This is a genomic window from Amycolatopsis sp. WAC 04182, from assembly GCF_003947465.1.
GTDB lineage: Bacteria > Actinomycetota > Actinomycetes > Mycobacteriales > Pseudonocardiaceae > Amycolatopsis.
Map to the genome: position 1 here is coordinate 20800 of NZ_QHJJ01000008.1, position 16195 is coordinate 36994.

The window sequence follows — 16195 nt, forward strand, 5'->3', positions numbered from 1 at the left end:
CGACTCAGACCGCGCGGCGTGCGGTGAGCAGTCCCAGCGCGGAGATGGCCGCGAAACCGAACAACAGCCACCTCGCCGACGTGACCACCGAAGCGCCGCCGAAGTTGACCAGCAGACCGGCGACCGCCGCGCCGAACGCGGTCGACATCGTCAGGATCGTCGCGATCGCGGCCGCCGCCTGCCCGCCCTCGCCGTCCGGGGCGGAGGTCATCGCCGCGACGGACAGATGCGGCATCGCGATGCCGATTCCGGTGCCACCGAGGAAGAGCACCGGCAGCCAGGCGAGGACGACGGGCAGCGACGGCTGCTCGGTCTGCAGCAGCCCCAGCAGCGCGAACCCGGCGGCGAGACAGGCGGGACCGGCGAGCACGAGCCGTCGTGTCTTCCGCGACGACGCGCTGACGAGCTGGCTCACCGACCAGCCCAAGGACAGCGCGGCGGCGAAGAATCCAGCCGCCGCCGGCGGAAGCCCGCCCAGCCGCTGGCCGAACAGCGGCAAGAACGTCTCCACCGCGACGCCGGACGCCAGCACCATGATGGTCAGGTAGATCCACCGCAGCCGCGAGCCCCGCCGGTACACCGAACCGGGCAGCACACTCGTCGCCGCACGGTTTTCCGTCACCAGGAACGCGCACACGAGCACGAGACCCAGCGCGATGAAGGCCGCCATCGCGAGAACGTCGGACAGGATCCCGGCCACGCTCACCGCCCCGGCGGCGCCGACGATCAGGACCAGCGAAACGGCAGGGACCGGCGGCGACTGTGCCGGGCGTTCGCCGTCGGGGAGTGCCCGGGGCACGAAGATCGCCAGCACTCCCGCCGCCACGGCGAGGATCGCGAACGCCGACCGCCACGAACCGAACTGTGCCGAGAAACCGCCGAGCGCGGGGCCGGCGAAGTTCCCCACCCCGAACATCGCGGAGATCAGGGCGCTGCCCCGGCTCCACAGCCGTGGCGGCAACGCCGAATGGATCAGCGCGAAACCCAGCCCGGTCAGCAGGCCGGCGCCGAGTCCCTGTGTCCCGCGGCCGATCAGGAGGACCGGCATCGACGGGCTCGCCGCGCACAGGGCCGAGCCCGCGGCGAAGACACCGAAACCGAGCAGGTAGGAAGCCTTGCCGCCGAAGCGGGAAAGGGCCTGGCCCACCACCGTGGTCGCGACGACCTGGGCGACCAGGAACGCCGTCATGGTCCAGGCGTACAGCGGCCGCCCGCCGATGTCCTGGACGGCGGTCGGCAGGAGGCTCGCCGCCACGTAGATGGTGATCGCGCCGACGAGCACGCCACCCGCCAGCACCGCCGCGGTGCTCGTATGGCGGCCCAGTTCCCGCCACGATCCGGTTTCTTGCCCGATGCTCACGCGATTCTCCTCGTTGTCGAAAGGATTGCGCTTCGCATCCTGTCGGCGCGAGGAGCCCCGGTAATCGGACAAATCAGACGTGAATCACGTCACATTTTCGTGCGGCCTTCGATGGCGGCGCGGGCGGCCTCGACGGACTTCCGGACGACGACTTCCGTGGAATAGCCCTGTTTCGTGAAGACGCCGTCGAGATAGAACGTGCCGTAGCCGTGCGCCTGGGTGAACAACTGCTCCATCAGTTCGAGCCCGTCCTGCGGCCGGTCCGCGACCGTCAGGCAGAGCATGACGAACTGGTCGGTCAGGCGGCGGGTCTGCTCGTGCAGGGTGGCGTGCTCGGGACCCTGGAGGCCGTCCGAGTAGATGATGTTCATCCCGGCCCGGCGTTCGATGAGGTATTCGGTGTACGCGCCCGCGGCCGCGGCGAGCGCGGCGACGGGTTCGCTCTCGGCCTCGACGGCTTCCTGCACCCTGTCGGCCAGCTGGCAGGCGACGGTGGCCGCGATCGCGGCCAGCAGGCTCTCCTTGTCGGGGAAGTGCCGATAGGGCGCGCCCGGGCTGACTTTCGCGCGCCTGGCGACCTCGGCGACCGAGAACGCGCCGAGCCCCTGTTCGGCGATCAGGTCCAGCGAGACCCGCACGAGTTCGGCGCGAAGGTCGCCGTGATGGTACTTGCCGCCCATGTCGTGGATCACACCGTCCCGGTCGCGGAATATGTAAGAGCCCTCTTACGCTAGTTGTAAGTGACCTCTTACATGGTCTCACTGTTTCTCGGAGGGTTTCATGACGACGACCACGCACGCCATCGCCGCGCCGTCCCCGGGCGCCGCACTGTCGCCGACGACGATCGAGCGTCGCGACCTGCGTCCGGACGACGTGCTGATCGACATCGCGTACGCGGGGATCTGCCACAGCGACATCCACCAGGTGAAGGAGGACTGGGGCAGCGCGATCTTCCCGATGGTCCCCGGTCACGAGATCGCCGGCGTCGTCGCCGCGGTCGGCTCCGACGTGACGAAGTACCGGGTGGGCGACCGCGTCGGGGTCGGCTGCATGGTCGATTCCTGTGGTGAGTGCGAATACTGCCTCGCGGGCACCGAGCAGTTCTGCGTCAAGGGCAACATCCAGACGTACAACGGTGTCGGTTTCGACGGCGAGAACACCTACGGCGGCTACAGCAGGCAGATCGTCGTGAAGGACGCCTTCGTCTGCCGTATCCCGGAAGGGATCGGCCTCGACGTCGCCGCTCCGCTGCTGTGCGCGGGCATCACCACCTACTCCCCGCTGAACCGCTGGGGTGCCGGGCCGGGCAAGAAGGTCGCCATCGTCGGCCTCGGCGGACTCGGCCACATGGCGGTGAAGATCGCGGTCGCCATGGGCGCCGAGGTCACCGTGCTCAGCCAGAGCCTGAAGAAGCAGGAAGACGGCCTGAAGCTGGGGGCGAAGGACTACTTCGCGACCAGCGACGCGTCGACGTTCAAGTCGCTTCGCGGCCGCTTCGACCTGATCCTCAACACCGTTTCCGCGACGCTGCCCGTCGACTCCTACCTCGGCATGCTGCGGGTCGGCGGCGCGATGGTGAACGTCGGCGCGCCCGGCGAACCGTTGTCCTACAACGCCTTCTCGCTGCTCGGCGGGAACAGGGTGCTCGCCGGTTCGATGATCGGCGGGATCGCCGAGACCCAGGAGATGCTCGACTTCTGCGCCGAGCACGGGATCGGCGCGGAGATCGAGACGATCTCGGCCGACCAGGTGAACGTGGCCTACGACCGGGTCGAGAACAGCGACGTCCGGTACCGGTTCGTCATCGACGCGGCGACCATCGGCGCGTGATCCGCCCAGCCGTCTGGTGAGTGCTGGCCCTGGCGATCATGTCGCGAAAGCCACTTTCGGGACGTCTGATGTCCCGAAAGTGGCTTTCGCGACACCGGCTCCAGCAAACGAGCGCCGAGCCGCCGGCTCACATCAGCAGCAGGGGCACGGTGTTCATCGCGGTGTGCGCGGCGATCGGTGCCCACAGGTTGCGGTAGCGCGACCACAGGTAGCCGGTGAACAGGCCGAAGAACCCTTGGAAGGCCACGATCGCGCCCAGTGTGAGCGGGAGCGATCCCTGTCCGTGCGTCGGCAGGTGCAGCCACGCGAACAGCAGGGCGGCCAGCAGGATTCCCGGCCACCGCCCGAAAAGCGCCTCCAGCCGGGTCTGCAGCATGCCGCGGAAGAAGACCTCTTCGAGGACGTTCGCGGTGAAGAAGGTCAGCGTCGCGCCGACGGCCAGGTACACCGGGTCGGGGTAGTCCTCCGAGGTGGGGAGCGGCGGCGCGAGCGGGCCGAGGACGGAGAGCCAGCCGAACACGAGCACGGCCGGGATCGGCGCGAGCCATTGCCAGGCCTGCCGGGGCCGCCACGTCAGCCGGAACGGATCGGGTTCCCCTCGCGTGCGCAGGAAAAGCAGCGGCAGCACCAAGAACACGAGCGGCTTGGCGAGCGCCCAGATGTCGCGGACCAGCGCCTGCTGTCCTGCCGCCGACACCAGGAACAACGCCAGCGGCCACAGGAAGGCGATGAGCACCAAGGCCGTCGCCTGCTTCCGGAGTCTGGCCCGGTCGGTCGCGTCGGGGAGCAGTCTCGGCGCGTGGAGCGGGATCCCGCGGATCAGCAGCATCCCGGCCAGCGCCGGGATCAGGGCTCCGGCCAAAGAAAGTGCCTTGTCCGAATCCGCGGACGGCTTGATCGTGTCGTGCCCGGTCGCCAGCAGCAGCGCTGGCGCGGCCACGAACACCGCGAGCCCGCCGAAGAGGATTCCCCGGGCGGGTAGAGGTTTTTCTTTCACCGGGCCAGGATCTTCGAAGCCGCGCGAGTTCGCGTCATCACTTCGGAGGACTTCAGCCGACCGCGATGACCTTTTCCAGACTGCGCAGGCACAACGTGAGTGCCTCGTGCTTCGGTGTCTTGTCGCGCACCAGCTCCCACGCCGTGTAGAGCAGGCTCCAGAGCAACTGCAGCAACCACTCCTTCGTCATCGCCGGATCGATCGAGCCCTCGGCGTGCCCGCGTTCGATGAGCCGCATCAGGCGGCGGTCGTCGTCGCTCTCCTCCGCCCATTCGGGACGGGTCACCAGATCCGGCATGGTGAACAGCAACTGGAAGATGTCGGCGTGCTCGAAGTACTCCTGGCACAACCGCGCCAGCACGGCGGGGACCGGGCCGTCGTCGAGCCTGGCCCGCTGGGTGCTCTGGGAGATCTTGTCGAGGGCGTCGTGGCTGATGGCCTCGATGAGATCCGAACGCTCCGCGAAGTACCGGTGCACCGTGGTGCGCCCGACGTTCGCCGCCGCCGCGATGTCGGCCAGCGTGGCGCTCGGCTGCTTGGTCAACGTCTCGATGGCCGCGTCCAGGATCGCGCGCCGGGTCCTCGCCCGGACACCCGTCTCGGTGACCACACCCTCACTCATGGCCGGTACCGTACCTCGCTCCCGATATGGAACTCGTTTGACGATTTTAGAACACTCGTGTTCCATTGAGAACCATGAACACTCCACGACTGAAGGTGCTGTGGTCGTTCGCGCGGCCGCACAAGGGGGCACTGGCGATCGGCCTGGTACTCGCCCTGCTCGGTTCGGCGGCCGGTCTCGCCACGCCCATGGTCACGAAGTGGGTGCTCGACTCGCTCGGTTCGTCGGCGTCGCTGGCGGGCCCGGTGCTGGCGTTGGCGGGCCTGATGGTGATCGGCGCGGTGATCTGGCTGGGGCAGTGGATCCTGCTCGGCACCGTCGGCGAGCGGGTGGTGCTGAAGGCGCGGGAATCGATGGTGCGGCGGTTCTTCCGCGCGACGATCCCGGCGATCACGAAACGACCGACGGGGGAGCTGGTCACGCGCGTCACCTCGGACACGGTGCTGCTGCGCGAGGCGGCGTCGTCCAGCGTGATCGGCCTGATCAACGGCGTGGTGATGCTCGTCGGCACCCTGGTGCTGATGAGCGTGCTCGACCCGGTGCTGCTGGCGACGACGGTGGCGGCCGTGCTCGTGGTGATCGTGCTGTTCACGTGGCTCATGCCTGCCATCGCGAAGGAACAGGAAAAGGCGCAGGACCGCGTAGGCCGTCTCGGCGGCGTCCTCGAAGGCGCGCTGCGGGCGATCCGCACGGTGAAGGCCAGCCGTGCCGAAGCCCGGCAGTCCGAGCGGATCCTGGTCGACGCGGAAGCCGCCGCCGCGCACGGTGTCCGCGCGGTGCGACGGGAGGCCGTCGCCTGGGTGGTGGCCTGGACCGGAATCCAGGCCGCGACCCTGGTGATCCTCGGCCTCGGCGCCTGGCGGGTCGACGCGGGCCTGCTGGAGGTGTCGAGCCTCATCGCGTTCCTGCTGTACGCGTTCGCGCTGATGGAGCCGATCACCGAACTGAGCCAGAACATGACCGCGCTGCAGGCGGGGATCGCCGCGGCCGGGCGGATCCGGGAGATGGACGCGCTCGAGGTGGAAGAGGACCGGGTGCCCGTCCGGACGAAGCCGTCGGGCGAACAGAGCGGCCCGGTAGTCGAACTGCGCGGGGTGACCGCGGGTTACGGCGGCGATCCGGCACTGCGGGACGTGTCGCTGAAGATCCCGAGACGCGGGCACACCGCGATCGTCGGACCGTCCGGCGCGGGCAAGACCACGATGCTGTCGCTGATCATGCGGTTCGTGCGGCCGGATTCGGGTTCACTGCTGCTGGACGGACGCGAGTACGCGGACCTGCCGTACGCGGACGTGCGGACCCGGCTGGCCTACGTCGAGCAGGAGACGCCGATCGTGCCGGGGACGATCCGGGAGAACCTGCTCTTCACCCATCCGGACGCGACCGAAGAAGAAGTGCGGCGAGCACTCGAAGAAGTCCGGCTGAGCGACAAGATCGCCGCGCTGGACGACGGACTGGACACGCCGCTTTCGTCGACGTCGGTGTCCGGCGGGGAACGGCAGCGGATCGCGCTGGCCAGGGCCATCCTGCGCACACCGGACGTGGTGCTGCTGGACGAGGCGACCGCGCAGGTCGACGGCCGGACCGAGAGCGCGATCCACGACTGCATCCGGCGGCTGGCGCGCGAGGGCGCCGTGGTCACCGTGGCGCACCGGCTGTCCACGGTGATCGACGCGGACACCATCGTGGTGATGGAGGAAGGCCGCGTCCGGGCGAGCGGCAGCCACGAGCACCTGCTCGCCACCGATACGCTGTACCGGGAACTGGTGGAGGCGCTGCGGATCGCGGGGGAGGGCGCCCCCGTTCCCGGCTGATCCGCTTCAGGCGGAGACGGCGCGGACACCCGGCGGCATCTCGCGGTTGATCTCGTCGAGCCGGGTGGCGACGGTGCGGCACGGTTCGCAGTCCGCCAGGTGCGCGGAGATCAGGTCCGCCCGGCGGCCCGGTACGCCGCCGCGGAGCCACGCGCCCATCCGGCGCCGCGCCTCCTGGCAGCACGGCGTTCCCGTTTCGGGGACCTGTGCCTGCAAGAACGCCTGGCGGAGTCCTTCGCGGGCCCGCAGTGCCAGGACGGAGGCGCCGTTGGGCGAGACTCCCAACAGTGGAGCGACCACTTTCGGCGAGTCGCCTTCGGCCTCGGTCCGCCAAAGCACCGTCCGCCAGCGGCCGGGGAGCGCGCAATAGGCGGTCCACGCCAGCCGGGCGTTCGAGCGGAGGATGAGGAGTTCCTCGGCGCCGATCGTCCCGGCGGCCTCTTCGACCGCCGGGGTCGTGCCGTACAACTCGACCCGCTTGTGGTGGTGGCTCCACTTGGCCGCGAGATTCCGGATGGTGACCGCGAGGTAGGGCCGGAGGTTCTCCCGCGGGCCGCCGCCGTCGCGGATGACGCTCAGGACCCGCACGAAGGCTTCGGCCACGAGGTCGTCCCGTTCGGCGGGCTCGGAGACCCAGCCCGCGGCGATCCGGCGGAGCGGCTCGGCGTGCCGCCGGAAGAGTGTCTCGCCGGCGGCGATGTCACCGGCGCGGAAGGCGTCGAGCAGGGTGGCGTCCGCTGTGGTGTCGACGTCTTCCCTCATCGCGGTCTCCCGGACGGGCCGATCTGCATACTCAAAGTAACGGGTACGGCAGTGTACCCGCTAACCGTCCACCGATAAACTCCGGGGGATGACGCCTGAAGCCGACGCGCCGAGGCCGGACGGCCGCGCGGCGCGCTGGGCGGGACAGCGTGAGCGCCGCCGGCGGGAGTTCGTCGACGCGGCGCTGCGCGCGATCGCCGCGCACGGTCCGGAGGTCTCCACCGAACAGATCGCCGACGAGGCGGGAGTCGCGAGAACGCGGGTGTACAAGCATTTCGACGACGCCGCCGACCTGCAGCGCGCGATCGCCGACCGCGCCGTCCGGCTCATCACCGCCGAACTGGCCCCGCTGTGGGATCCGAGCGGGACACCGATGCAGCTGATCACCGTCGCGGTGGGCGCGCACACCGGCTGGCTCGCCGAATACGGGAACCTCTACCGCTATCTCGCCAGGCATTCCCAAGCCGGGCGGCGCGGCGGCGACGCCATCATCGACGTCAAAACGTCGATCGCCAAGCAACTCTCCATCCTGTTCGAGCACTACCTCGACACCTTCGACCTGGACGGCCGGATCGCCGAACCGCTCGCCTTCGGGCTGGTCGGGCTCGTCGACGCGAGTGCCGCGCGCTGGCTGGAGAACCCGGGCGGCATCGATCTGCCGGAGCTCGCGGCCCTCCTGGTGCGCTGGATCTGGCGGGTCATCGACGACACGCTCCGTGAACGCGGGATCGAGCTCGATCCGCACTCCCCGCTGCTGGTGCCGGGCACCTGAGCGCTCAGGATGTGGGAGCGGGAATGAAAGCCCGCCGTCCGCTGTCGGTGCCGTCATGGTCACCCCTTTCGACGACCCGGCCTGGGCTTCGCTGACCGGGCCGCACGCCCACTTCGCGGAACGCTTCGGACAGGTGCTGCGCTACCAGGTCGACGTCGCGCCCTTCTTCGCCCTGCCGCCCGAGCCGGACGACGGTGTGTGGGCCGACGTCGCCGCGCTGGCGGGTCCCGGCCGGACGGTCACCGTCCACAACGCGCTGCCCGTCCCGGCGGACTGGGAAGTGCTCGGCAGGATCGCCGGGGTCCGGCTGGTCGACGTCGCGCTCGAAGCCGCCGAAGATCCCGAAGCCGTCGTACTGGGGCCGGACGACGTCCCGGAGATGCTCGACCTCGTGGAGCGGACCCAACCGGGGCCGTTCCGGAAACGGACCATCGAATTGGGGACATACCTGGGTATCCGGCGGGATGGCGCCCTCATCGCGATGGCGGGGGAACGGATGCATCCACCCGGCTGGACCGAGATCAGCGCCGTCTGCACCGACCCGGCGTATCGCGGCCGAGGACTGGCGACGCGGCTCATCCGCGCGGTGGCGGCGGGGATCCGGGCTCGCGGCGAACACCCGATGATGCACGCGGCGGCGACGAACACCTCGGCGATCCGGCTTTACCGGTCGATCGGGTTCGAGGTGGCGCCGCGGCCGGACTTCGTGTCGGTCCGCGTGCCGGGCTCCTTGTGAAGTTGCTCTAACGAGGGATTTCAGAAACTCGCGATGGACTGAACAGCGCGGGCGGGCCAGACTTCGCGCCATGAAGGCATTGGTCAAAGCCGACCGAGCACCCGGGCTGGAACTCACCGACGTGCCGGACCCCGTCGTCGGCCCCGGCGACGTCGCCGTGCGCGTGCTGCGCGCCGGGATCTGCGGCACCGATCTGCACATCGACTCCTGGGACGACTGGGCGGCGCGCACCATCGCCGCGCCGCTGGTCATCGGGCACGAGTTCGTCGGCGAGGTGGTCGAGATCGGCCGGTCGGTGACGACGGTCAAGGTGGGCGACCTGGTCAGCGGCGAGGGCCACCTGGTCTGCGGAAGCTGCCGCAACTGCAAGGCCGGGCGGCGTCATCTGTGCGCCAGGACCAAGGGTCTCGGCGTGCACACCGACGGCGCGTTCGCGCAGTACGCCGTCCTGCCCGAGATGAACGCCTGGGTGCACCGCACCAAGGTCGACCTCGACATCGCCGCGATCTTCGACCCGCTCGGCAACGCCGTGCACACCGCGCTGTCCTTCCCCGTCATCGGCGAGGACGTGCTGGTCACCGGCGCCGGCCCGATCGGCATCATGGCCGCCGCCATCGCGCGCCACGCGGGCGCGCGCAACGTCGTCGTCACCGACGTCAGCGAGCACCGGCTGGAACTGGCCCGCAAGGTCGGCGTCGACCTCGCGCTGGACGTCTCCTCCTCGACCATCGCCGACGCGCAGGAGCGGCTCGGCATGGCCGAAGGCTTCGACGTCGGCATGGAGATGAGCGGGCGGCCCGAGGCACTGCGCGACATGATCGCGAACATGTCGCACGGTGGCCGCGTCGCGCTGCTCGGCCTCCCCGCTTCCGACGTGTCGGTCGACATCGCGTCCGTGGTGCTGAAGATGATCCAGATCAAGGGGATCTACGGACGCGAGATGTTCGAGACGTGGTACTCGATGTCCGTGCTGCTGCAGGCCGGGCTGGACATCTCGCCGGTGGTCACCCACCGGTTCGGCTACACCGAATACGAGAAGGCGTTCGCGACGGCCAGGGAAGGCCGCTGCGGCAAGGTCATTCTGGACTGGACGGAGAACTGATGTACGGCGCGATGCGCGACGACCTCAAGGCCGGGCTCGCCGAGATCCGGGAAGCCGGGCTGTACAAGGGCGAGCGGGTGATCCAGGGGCCGCAACGGGCTTCGGTCAGTGTCGGCGACGGCGACGTCCTCAACTTCTGCGCCAACAACTACCTCGGTCTCGCCGATCACCCCAAGCTGATCAAGGCCGCCCAGGAGGCGCTGGATCGCTGGGGCTTCGGCATGGCGTCGGTGCGGTTCATCTGCGGGACCCAGCAGCCGCACAAGGAGCTCGAGGCGAAGCTGTCGGAGTTCCTCGGCACCGAGGACACGATCCTCTACAGCTCCTGCTTCGACGCCAACGCCGGGCTCTTCGAGACGCTGCTGACCGAACAGGACGTCATCATCTCCGACGAGCTCAACCACGCGTCGATCATCGACGGCGTCCGGCTGTGCAAGGCGAAGCGGATGCGCTACCGCAACCGCGACGTGGCGGACCTGGAGGCCCGGCTCAAGGAGGCGTCCGGCGCGCGGTACCGGATGATCGCCACCGACGGCGTGTTCTCGATGGACGGCTACCTCGCGCCGCTCGACGAGATCTGCGAACTGGCCGAGCGCTACGACGCTTTGGTGATGGTCGACGACTCGCACGCCGTCGGTTTCACCGGGCCGACCGGACGCGGCACGCCGGAGCTGTTCGGCGTCCAGGACAAGGTCGACGTGCTGACCGGCACGCTCGGCAAGGCGCTGGGCGGCGCGAGCGGCGGCTACACCTCCGGCCGCGCGGAGATCGTCGAGATGCTGCGGCAGCGCTCGCGGCCGTACCTGTTTTCGAACTCGCTGGCGCCGTCGATCACCGCGGCCGCGCTCGCCACGCTGGAACTGCTGGACTCCTCCGGCGAGTTGCTGGACAAGCTGCGCGCCAACACCGAGCTGTTCCGGCGCCGGATGACCGAGGCCGGTTTCGACCTGCTCCCGGGTGAGCACCCCATCATCCCGGTGATGATCGGCGACGCCGCCAAGGCGGGCAAGATGGCGGATCTGCTGCTCGACCAGGGCATCTACGTGATCGGCTTCTCCTACCCCGTGGTGCCGCACGGCAAGGCCCGGATCCGGACGCAGATGTCGGCGGCGCACTCGACCGAGGACGTCGACCGGGCCGTCGACGCGTTCGTGACAGCAAGGTCCATGATGGACGAATGATCGATCCGCGACGGCTGCGCGTGCTGCGCGCCCTCGCCGACCACGGCACCGTGACGGCGGCGGGCCAGGCGCTGCACCTCACGCCGTCCGCGGTCTCCCAGCAGCTGGCCGCACTCGAAGCCGAGTGCGGCCAGCAGCTGCTTCGCCGCCGGGGCAGGCGGGTTTCGCTGACCCCCGCCGGTGAACTGATGGTGGTGCACGCCAACGCCGTCGCCGCCGAGCTGGAACGGGCGCGGGCGACGCTGGCCGCGCTCGATTCCGGCGTCCAGGGCCTGGTGCGGCTGGCGAGTTTCGCCTCCGCGATCACGATGGTCGTCGCGCCGGCGATCGCCTCCCTGCGCGCCGGTTCGCCCGGGGTCACCATGCAGGTGCAGGACGTCGAAGGGCACGCGAGCATCCCGCTGCTGCTCGACGGCGAGGTCGATCTGGCGATCACCGAGGAGTACCGCCTCTCGCCACGGACGGATGAAAGCAGGCTCACCCGGTTCCCTCTGTACGTGGAGCCCTTCGACGTCGTGCTGCCCACCGCGCACCGGCTCGCGGAAGCGTCCGAAGTGGACATCGACGCCCTCGCCGACGACGAATGGATCGCGCCGAAACCCGGGAATCCGTGCCGCGACGTGCTGATGATCGTGTGCGCCAACCCGGCGATCCGGCACGTGTCCGACGATTTCCACGCGATCACCACCCTGGTCGCCGCGGGCGAGGGCGTGGCACTGGTGCCGCGCAACGCTTTCGCCGCCGTGCCCGGCGCAGTCGCCGTCCCGTTGCGCGGCGAGCCGCCGCTGCGCCGCGTGTTCGCCGCCGTCCGGCGGGGGAGCGCGGACCACCCCTTGCTCAAGACCGTGCTCGCCGCACTGCTGGACGCCGCGCCGGGTCATGCGAATGCGGACCGGGGGAGTCGCACTTAGGATCTTGGCACCTGCCGTCCACGGAAAGACAGGGTGCGGATGCTCCAGATCGATGGTCTCACCTGGATCGTCACGATCGGGCTGGTGCTCGGCCTCCTGGCACTCGACCTCGTCCTCGCGGCGGTGCGCCCGCACAAGGTCGGCTTCGGCGAGGCGGTGGCCTGGTCGGTCGGCTACATCCTGGTCGCGGTGGCGTTCGGTGTCTGGCTGACACTCGCGCACGGTGGCGACTTCGGGCAGCAGTACTTCGCGGGTTACATCGTCGAGAAGAGCTTGTCCGTCGACAACCTCTTCGTGTTCGTGATCATCATGAGCACCTTCGCGGTACCCGAGGAACATCAGCACAAGGTGCTCACGTTCGGCATCGTCGTCGCGCTGATCATGCGGGCGATCTTCATCGCGCTCGGCGCCACGCTGCTTTCCTTGTTCTCCTTCATGTTCCTGCTGTTCGGGCTGTTGCTGATCTACACCGGCATCCAGCTGTTCCGGCATCGCGACGAGGATCCGGACGTCGAGAACAACGTGGTGGTGCGGTCCGCGCGCCGTCTGCTGCCGCTGTCCACCGAATACGACGGCGGCAAGCTCCTCACTCGCGTGGACGGGAAGCGGGTCGGCACGCCGCTGGTCGTGGTGCTGCTCGCGATCGGCGGGATCGACCTGCTGTTCGCGCTGGATTCGATCCCCGCGGTCTTCGGCGTCACCGACGAGCCGTACCTGGTCTTCGCGGCCAACGCCTTCGCCCTGCTGGGCCTGCGGGCGCTGTACTTCCTGGTGAAGGGCCTGCTCGATCGCCTGGTGTACCTGTCGGCCGGGCTCGCGGTGATCCTCGGGTTCATCGGGATCAAGCTGATCCTGCACTGGGCACACGTCGACATCGACGAGAGCGTTCCGGAGATCTCGACGCCGGTCAGCCTCGCGGTGATCATCGGCATCCTCGTCGTGGTGACGGTGGCGAGTCTGCTCAAGACCCGCAAGGATCCCTCCGCCAAGGCGCATCCGGGTTCGCTGCGCGGTTCCCGTCCCGAGGAGGACTAGCGCCAGCCGCGCTCGAGGAGATCGAAGATCTTCTCGACGTCCTCCCGCGGATCCGGGCGGCCCCTGGTGAGTGCCGGGATGTCCAGCACGAAGCGCGCGAGCGCGCGGCAGGCGATGTCGTCGGAGTCCACGCCGGTCTCTTCGGCGATCGCGGTGCCGAGGGCCGCGGCGTGCCGGGTCCACATGCGCTCGCCGTACTCCTGCAGCGCCGGTGTGCCGCTCACCAGCGCGGTGAACTCGGCGTACTGGGGATGCGTCGTCAGCGGAAGCCAGGTGGCGAGCACGTACGCGCGCAGCGCCTCGACGATGCTCTGGCCCTTTTCGCGGTCCCGGACGGCGGCGACCAAGCGCTCTTCGCGGTCCTGGGACTCGTCGAAGACCAGCGCCTCCTTGCTGGGGAAGTGCTTGAACAGCGTCGTCGTCGAGACGTCGGCCGCCTCGGCGATGTCGCGGATGCTCACCTGGTCGTAGCCGCGCTCCAGGAACAACTTCAGCGCGGCGTCCGCCAGCGCTCGGCGGGTGGCCGCCTTCTTGCGTTCACGCCGTCCCGGTGTCTCCATGCAGGCACCCTACCGCATGAGTTGTCACGGTCACTAAGTTGACTCGTTGCACTTTTTAACTCGTTCTGCTTTTCTGGGGTCATGACGATCAGCATCATCGGAGCGGGCCCCGGAGGTCTGACCTGCGCTCGCATCCTGCAGAAACACGGCGTCCCCGTGACGGTGTACGACCGCGATCCGCATCCCCAAGCTCGCAACCAGGGCGGCACCCTCGACCTGCACGCGGACGACGGGCAGCTGGCCCTGCGCGAAGCCGGCCTTCTCGACGAGTTCTTCGCCCTCGCCCGCCCCGAAGGGCAGGAGATGCGCAAACTGGATCCGCTTGGGCGTCTCGTGGAGCACCATGTCCCTGCCGAAGGGGAGATGTTCAAACCGGAGATCGACCGCGGTCAGCTGCGCGAGCTCCTGCTCGACTCGCTGGAGCCGGGCACCGTCCACTGGGGACGGACACTGGACCGGGTCGAGGCCCCTGGGCTGTTGCGGTTCACGGACGGAACGACGGTCGAGACGGATCTGGTCATCGGCGCCGACGGCGCGTGGTCACGGGTTCGTCCGGCGGTTTCGGCGGCCGTGCCCGAATACGCCGGGATCACCTTCCTGGAGGCGTGGTTCGACGACGTCGAGAACGTGCACCCCGAACTCGCCGAACTCGTCGGCCAGGGCAGTGCGATGGCGGCGGACGGCGAGCGGTGCCTTTTCGCGCAGCGCAACAGTGGGGACCATATCCGGGTCTACATCATCCAGCGGCTGCCGGCGGACTGGATCGGGTCGAACCCGGACGTCCGCGGCCGGCTGCTCGACGCGTTTTCCGGCTGGTCGCCGTCGATGGTGCGGATGATCACCGACAACGACGGCCCGTACGTCGACCGCCCGTTGTACGTCCTGCCCGTCCCGCACACGTGGGAGCACAAGCCATGGGTGACCTTGCTCGGCGACGCGGCTCACCTGATGCCGCCGCTCGGTGTCGGCGTCAATCTGGCCATGGTCGACGCTTGCGACCTTGCACTGGCGTTGGCCGGGTCTGCTTCTGTCGGCGAGGGTGTTGCTCTGTATGAGAAGACCATGTTGCCGCGGTCGGAGGAGATCGCGCGGCAGCTGGAGAATGGTGCTCAGGGGTTGCTCGATGTCGATTAGCGTTGGTGTGTAAGGGAAAGCTCGTCGGCGCGGAAACTGTCGGTGGTCGGTTGTAGCTTTTGTGTGTGGACACATGCAACGCCACTGTGGCGCTACTCAAGGAAATCACTGCTTCTGATGCACTGAAGGAGGTCAATGCCGGGCTGGATTCGTTGGGCGACGGTGATGCTGTCGACGCGGCTGTCGCGGCGTCGGAGGGGATCGCGCGGTTGGAGGCGGTCCGGTTCCGCGCGTTGGCTCAGCTGAACCGGCACCGTGGCGGGGCGTCGAGTGTGGTGCAGGAGGTCGCGTTCGCTTTGTCCGTTGTGGACGGTCACGCCGCTGGGTTGGTGTCGACGGCGGCGGCGTTGACCACCCGCCTGCCCCGGACACTCGGGCTGCTGGACCGCGGCGAGGTGGGTGGTTACGGGGCGATGAAAGTCGCCACCGCGACGGCGTGGCTGTCGGACGAGGATGCCCGCGCGGTAGACGCGGTCCTGGAAGACCGCCTGCCGGGCCGGAATTCGGAGCAGATCCGGAAGGCGGCGAATCACGCGGCGGTGATGGCCGACCGTGACGGCGCGGCTCGACGGGCGGAGCGGCATCGTGGCGGGCGTCGGTTGTCGATCCGGCAGGGCGAGATGGGGGTCGCCTCGATCGAGGTCGAAGACGGCCCCGTCGAGAAAGTCGCCGCCGCCTACACGCGGATCGATCGTGAGGCGCGGGCGCTCAAGACTGGGGACGAGACCCGGACCCTGGATCAGCTGCGCGCCGACATCGCCCTCGATCTGATGTTGGGCGGCCAAGGCGGCAAGAGCGAACGGTCCGAAGTGTTCCTCTACATGGACCTGAACACCTACCTCGGGGTGAACGAGGATCCGGCCGAGTTGGCCGGGCACGGGCACATTCCGGCGTCGTTGGCCCGGCAGATCGCGTCCGGCCCGGACACGGTGTTGCGGCGGATCATCACCGACCCCTTGTCGGGACAGGTCCTGGATTTGGGCCGGGACCGGTATCGGCCCACCGCCGGACTGGGTGAGTTCGTGCGGGTCCGGGACCGGGAATGCCGAAGACCCGGCTGCCACCGTGTCGCCCAAGCCTGCGACCTCGACCACACTGTGCCCTGGCAGCACGGTGGCCACACCGCCAACACCGAACTGATCGATCTGTGCCGCCGCGACCACCGTTTGAAAGACGAACCCGGCTGGATCTACCACCTCACCGAAGACGGCACCCTCACCATCACCACACCCACGGGACACAGCTACGACAGCTCGCCACCGCCACTGCACGAACCCCGCACTGAAGAGCCACCGTTCTGAGTCCGTCGCCAAAAAACGGCAGCGCTTCCACGACGATCGGCACCGCCTGGTCGCCGAAATACGGCTACGGCTCGGTCG

The 16195-nt window shown here is 68.9% G+C and carries 16 protein-coding genes; 10 read left to right on the plus strand and 6 right to left on the minus strand.

Annotation, left to right across the window (positions count from 1 at the left end; all coding sequences use genetic code 11):
* Positions 1 to 4: 4 nt before the first annotated feature.
* Both DMH01_RS35080 and DMH01_RS35085 read right to left on the minus strand, forming a co-directional pair.
* On the minus strand, positions 5 to 1360 hold the full coding sequence (locus DMH01_RS35080) for an MFS transporter (RefSeq protein ID WP_125682550.1): 1356 nt from the start codon (positions 1358 to 1360) through the stop codon (positions 5 to 7).
* Positions 1361 to 1449: 89 nt separating this feature from the next.
* The gene (locus DMH01_RS35085) at positions 1450 to 2052 is read right to left on the minus strand and encodes a TetR/AcrR family transcriptional regulator (protein WP_125682552.1); all 603 of its coding nucleotides are present in this window, start codon (positions 2050 to 2052) and stop codon (positions 1450 to 1452) included.
* Between the two features lie 88 nt (positions 2053 to 2140).
* Here DMH01_RS35085 and DMH01_RS35090 point away from each other — a divergent pair, with 88 nt between their 5' ends.
* Entirely contained in the window at positions 2141 to 3190 is a 1050-nt protein-coding gene (locus DMH01_RS35090; protein ID WP_125682554.1) for an NAD(P)-dependent alcohol dehydrogenase, read from the plus strand.
* Between the two features lie 127 nt (positions 3191 to 3317).
* Here the strand turns inward: DMH01_RS35090 and DMH01_RS35095 are convergent, their stop codons facing one another.
* Together DMH01_RS35095 and DMH01_RS35100 are read right to left on the minus strand one after the other, a co-directional pair.
* On the minus strand, positions 3318 to 4187 hold the full coding sequence (locus DMH01_RS35095; RefSeq protein WP_125682556.1) for a CPBP family intramembrane glutamic endopeptidase: 870 nt from the start codon (positions 4185 to 4187) through the stop codon (positions 3318 to 3320).
* Positions 4188 to 4239: 52 nt separating this feature from the next.
* The gene (locus DMH01_RS35100) at positions 4240 to 4809 is read right to left on the minus strand and encodes a TetR/AcrR family transcriptional regulator (RefSeq protein WP_125682558.1); all 570 of its coding nucleotides are present in this window, start codon (positions 4807 to 4809) and stop codon (positions 4240 to 4242) included.
* Positions 4810 to 4883: 74 nt separating this feature from the next.
* Here DMH01_RS35100 and DMH01_RS35105 point away from each other — a divergent pair, with 74 nt between their 5' ends.
* Complete coding sequence (locus DMH01_RS35105; RefSeq protein WP_233621783.1) at positions 4884 to 6623, plus strand: ABC transporter ATP-binding protein; 1740 nt, start codon at positions 4884 to 4886, stop codon at positions 6621 to 6623.
* Between the two features lie 6 nt (positions 6624 to 6629).
* On the opposite strand, the gene DMH01_RS35110 is transcribed toward DMH01_RS35105, so the two are convergent.
* On the minus strand, positions 6630 to 7385 hold the full coding sequence (locus DMH01_RS35110; protein ID WP_125682560.1) for a sigma-70 family RNA polymerase sigma factor: 756 nt from the start codon (positions 7383 to 7385) through the stop codon (positions 6630 to 6632).
* Between the two features lie 88 nt (positions 7386 to 7473).
* On the opposite strand from DMH01_RS35110, the gene DMH01_RS35115 reads away from it, so the two are divergent.
* From DMH01_RS35115 to DMH01_RS35140, 6 genes are all read left to right on the plus strand, one after another.
* Positions 7474 to 8157, plus strand: coding sequence for a TetR/AcrR family transcriptional regulator (locus tag DMH01_RS35115; protein ID WP_125682562.1), 684 nt, complete (start codon positions 7474 to 7476; stop codon positions 8155 to 8157).
* A gap of 55 nt (positions 8158 to 8212) precedes the next feature.
* A complete protein-coding gene (locus DMH01_RS35120; RefSeq protein WP_125682564.1) occupies positions 8213 to 8893 on the plus strand; it encodes a GNAT family N-acetyltransferase in 681 nt (226 codons plus the stop codon).
* 70 nt (positions 8894 to 8963) lie between these two features.
* A complete protein-coding gene (tdh, locus tag DMH01_RS35125; protein WP_125682566.1) occupies positions 8964 to 9995 on the plus strand; it encodes an L-threonine 3-dehydrogenase in 1032 nt (343 codons plus the stop codon).
* Positions 9995 to 11176 carry a glycine C-acetyltransferase gene (locus DMH01_RS35130; protein WP_125682568.1) on the plus strand — a complete coding sequence of 394 codons (1182 nt, stop codon included), beginning with the start codon at positions 9995 to 9997 and terminating at the stop codon, positions 11174 to 11176. The genes tdh and DMH01_RS35130 overlap by 1 nt, the downstream gene beginning before the upstream one ends.
* Positions 11173 to 12087, plus strand: coding sequence for a LysR family transcriptional regulator (locus DMH01_RS35135; RefSeq protein WP_125682570.1), 915 nt, complete (start codon positions 11173 to 11175; stop codon positions 12085 to 12087). Before DMH01_RS35130 ends, DMH01_RS35135 begins: the two co-directional genes overlap by 4 nt.
* 39 nt (positions 12088 to 12126) lie before the next feature.
* Complete coding sequence (locus tag DMH01_RS35140) at positions 12127 to 13122, plus strand: TerC/Alx family metal homeostasis membrane protein (RefSeq protein WP_125682572.1); 996 nt, start codon at positions 12127 to 12129, stop codon at positions 13120 to 13122.
* On the opposite strand, the gene DMH01_RS35145 is transcribed toward DMH01_RS35140, so the two are convergent.
* Positions 13119 to 13682, minus strand: a complete 564-nt coding sequence (locus DMH01_RS35145; protein WP_125682574.1) for a TetR/AcrR family transcriptional regulator — start codon at positions 13680 to 13682, stop codon at positions 13119 to 13121. The genes DMH01_RS35140 and DMH01_RS35145 overlap by 4 nt on opposite strands.
* 81 nt (positions 13683 to 13763) lie before the next feature.
* Between DMH01_RS35145 and DMH01_RS35150 the strand changes: the two genes are divergently transcribed.
* Positions 13764 to 14816 carry an NAD(P)/FAD-dependent oxidoreductase gene (locus DMH01_RS35150; RefSeq protein ID WP_125682576.1) on the plus strand — a complete coding sequence of 351 codons (1053 nt, stop codon included), beginning with the start codon at positions 13764 to 13766 and terminating at the stop codon, positions 14814 to 14816.
* 65 nt (positions 14817 to 14881) lie between these two features.
* Positions 14882 to 16117 carry an HNH endonuclease signature motif containing protein gene (locus DMH01_RS35155; RefSeq protein WP_233621784.1) on the plus strand — a complete coding sequence of 412 codons (1236 nt, stop codon included), beginning with the start codon at positions 14882 to 14884 and terminating at the stop codon, positions 16115 to 16117.
* Positions 16118 to 16195 lie beyond the last annotated feature (78 nt).

Bases quoted from the DNA above. Each gene is read 5' to 3' on its own strand.
- DMH01_RS35090 (WP_125682554.1), top strand. From the start codon at position 2,141: ATGACGACGACCACGCACGCCATCGCCGCGCCGTCCCCGGGCGCCGCA.
- DMH01_RS35100 (WP_125682558.1), bottom strand. From the start codon at position 4,809: ATGAGTGAGGGTGTGGTCACCGAGACGGGTGTCCGGGCGAGGACCCGG.
- DMH01_RS35105 (WP_233621783.1), top strand. From the start codon at position 4,884: ATGAACACTCCACGACTGAAGGTGCTGTGGTCGTTCGCGCGGCCGCAC.
- DMH01_RS35110 (WP_125682560.1), bottom strand. From the start codon at position 7,385: ATGAGGGAAGACGTCGACACCACAGCGGACGCCACCCTGCTCGACGCC.
- DMH01_RS35115 (WP_125682562.1), top strand. From the start codon at position 7,474: ATGACGCCTGAAGCCGACGCGCCGAGGCCGGACGGCCGCGCGGCGCGC.
- DMH01_RS35120 (WP_125682564.1), top strand. From the start codon at position 8,213: ATGGTCACCCCTTTCGACGACCCGGCCTGGGCTTCGCTGACCGGGCCG.
- tdh (WP_125682566.1), top strand. From the start codon at position 8,964: ATGAAGGCATTGGTCAAAGCCGACCGAGCACCCGGGCTGGAACTCACC.
- DMH01_RS35130 (WP_125682568.1), top strand. From the start codon at position 9,995: ATGTACGGCGCGATGCGCGACGACCTCAAGGCCGGGCTCGCCGAGATC.
- DMH01_RS35135 (WP_125682570.1), top strand. From the start codon at position 11,173: ATGATCGATCCGCGACGGCTGCGCGTGCTGCGCGCCCTCGCCGACCAC.
- DMH01_RS35140 (WP_125682572.1), top strand. From the start codon at position 12,127: ATGCTCCAGATCGATGGTCTCACCTGGATCGTCACGATCGGGCTGGTG.
- DMH01_RS35145 (WP_125682574.1), bottom strand. From the start codon at position 13,682: ATGGAGACACCGGGACGGCGTGAACGCAAGAAGGCGGCCACCCGCCGA.
- DMH01_RS35150 (WP_125682576.1), top strand. From the start codon at position 13,764: ATGACGATCAGCATCATCGGAGCGGGCCCCGGAGGTCTGACCTGCGCT.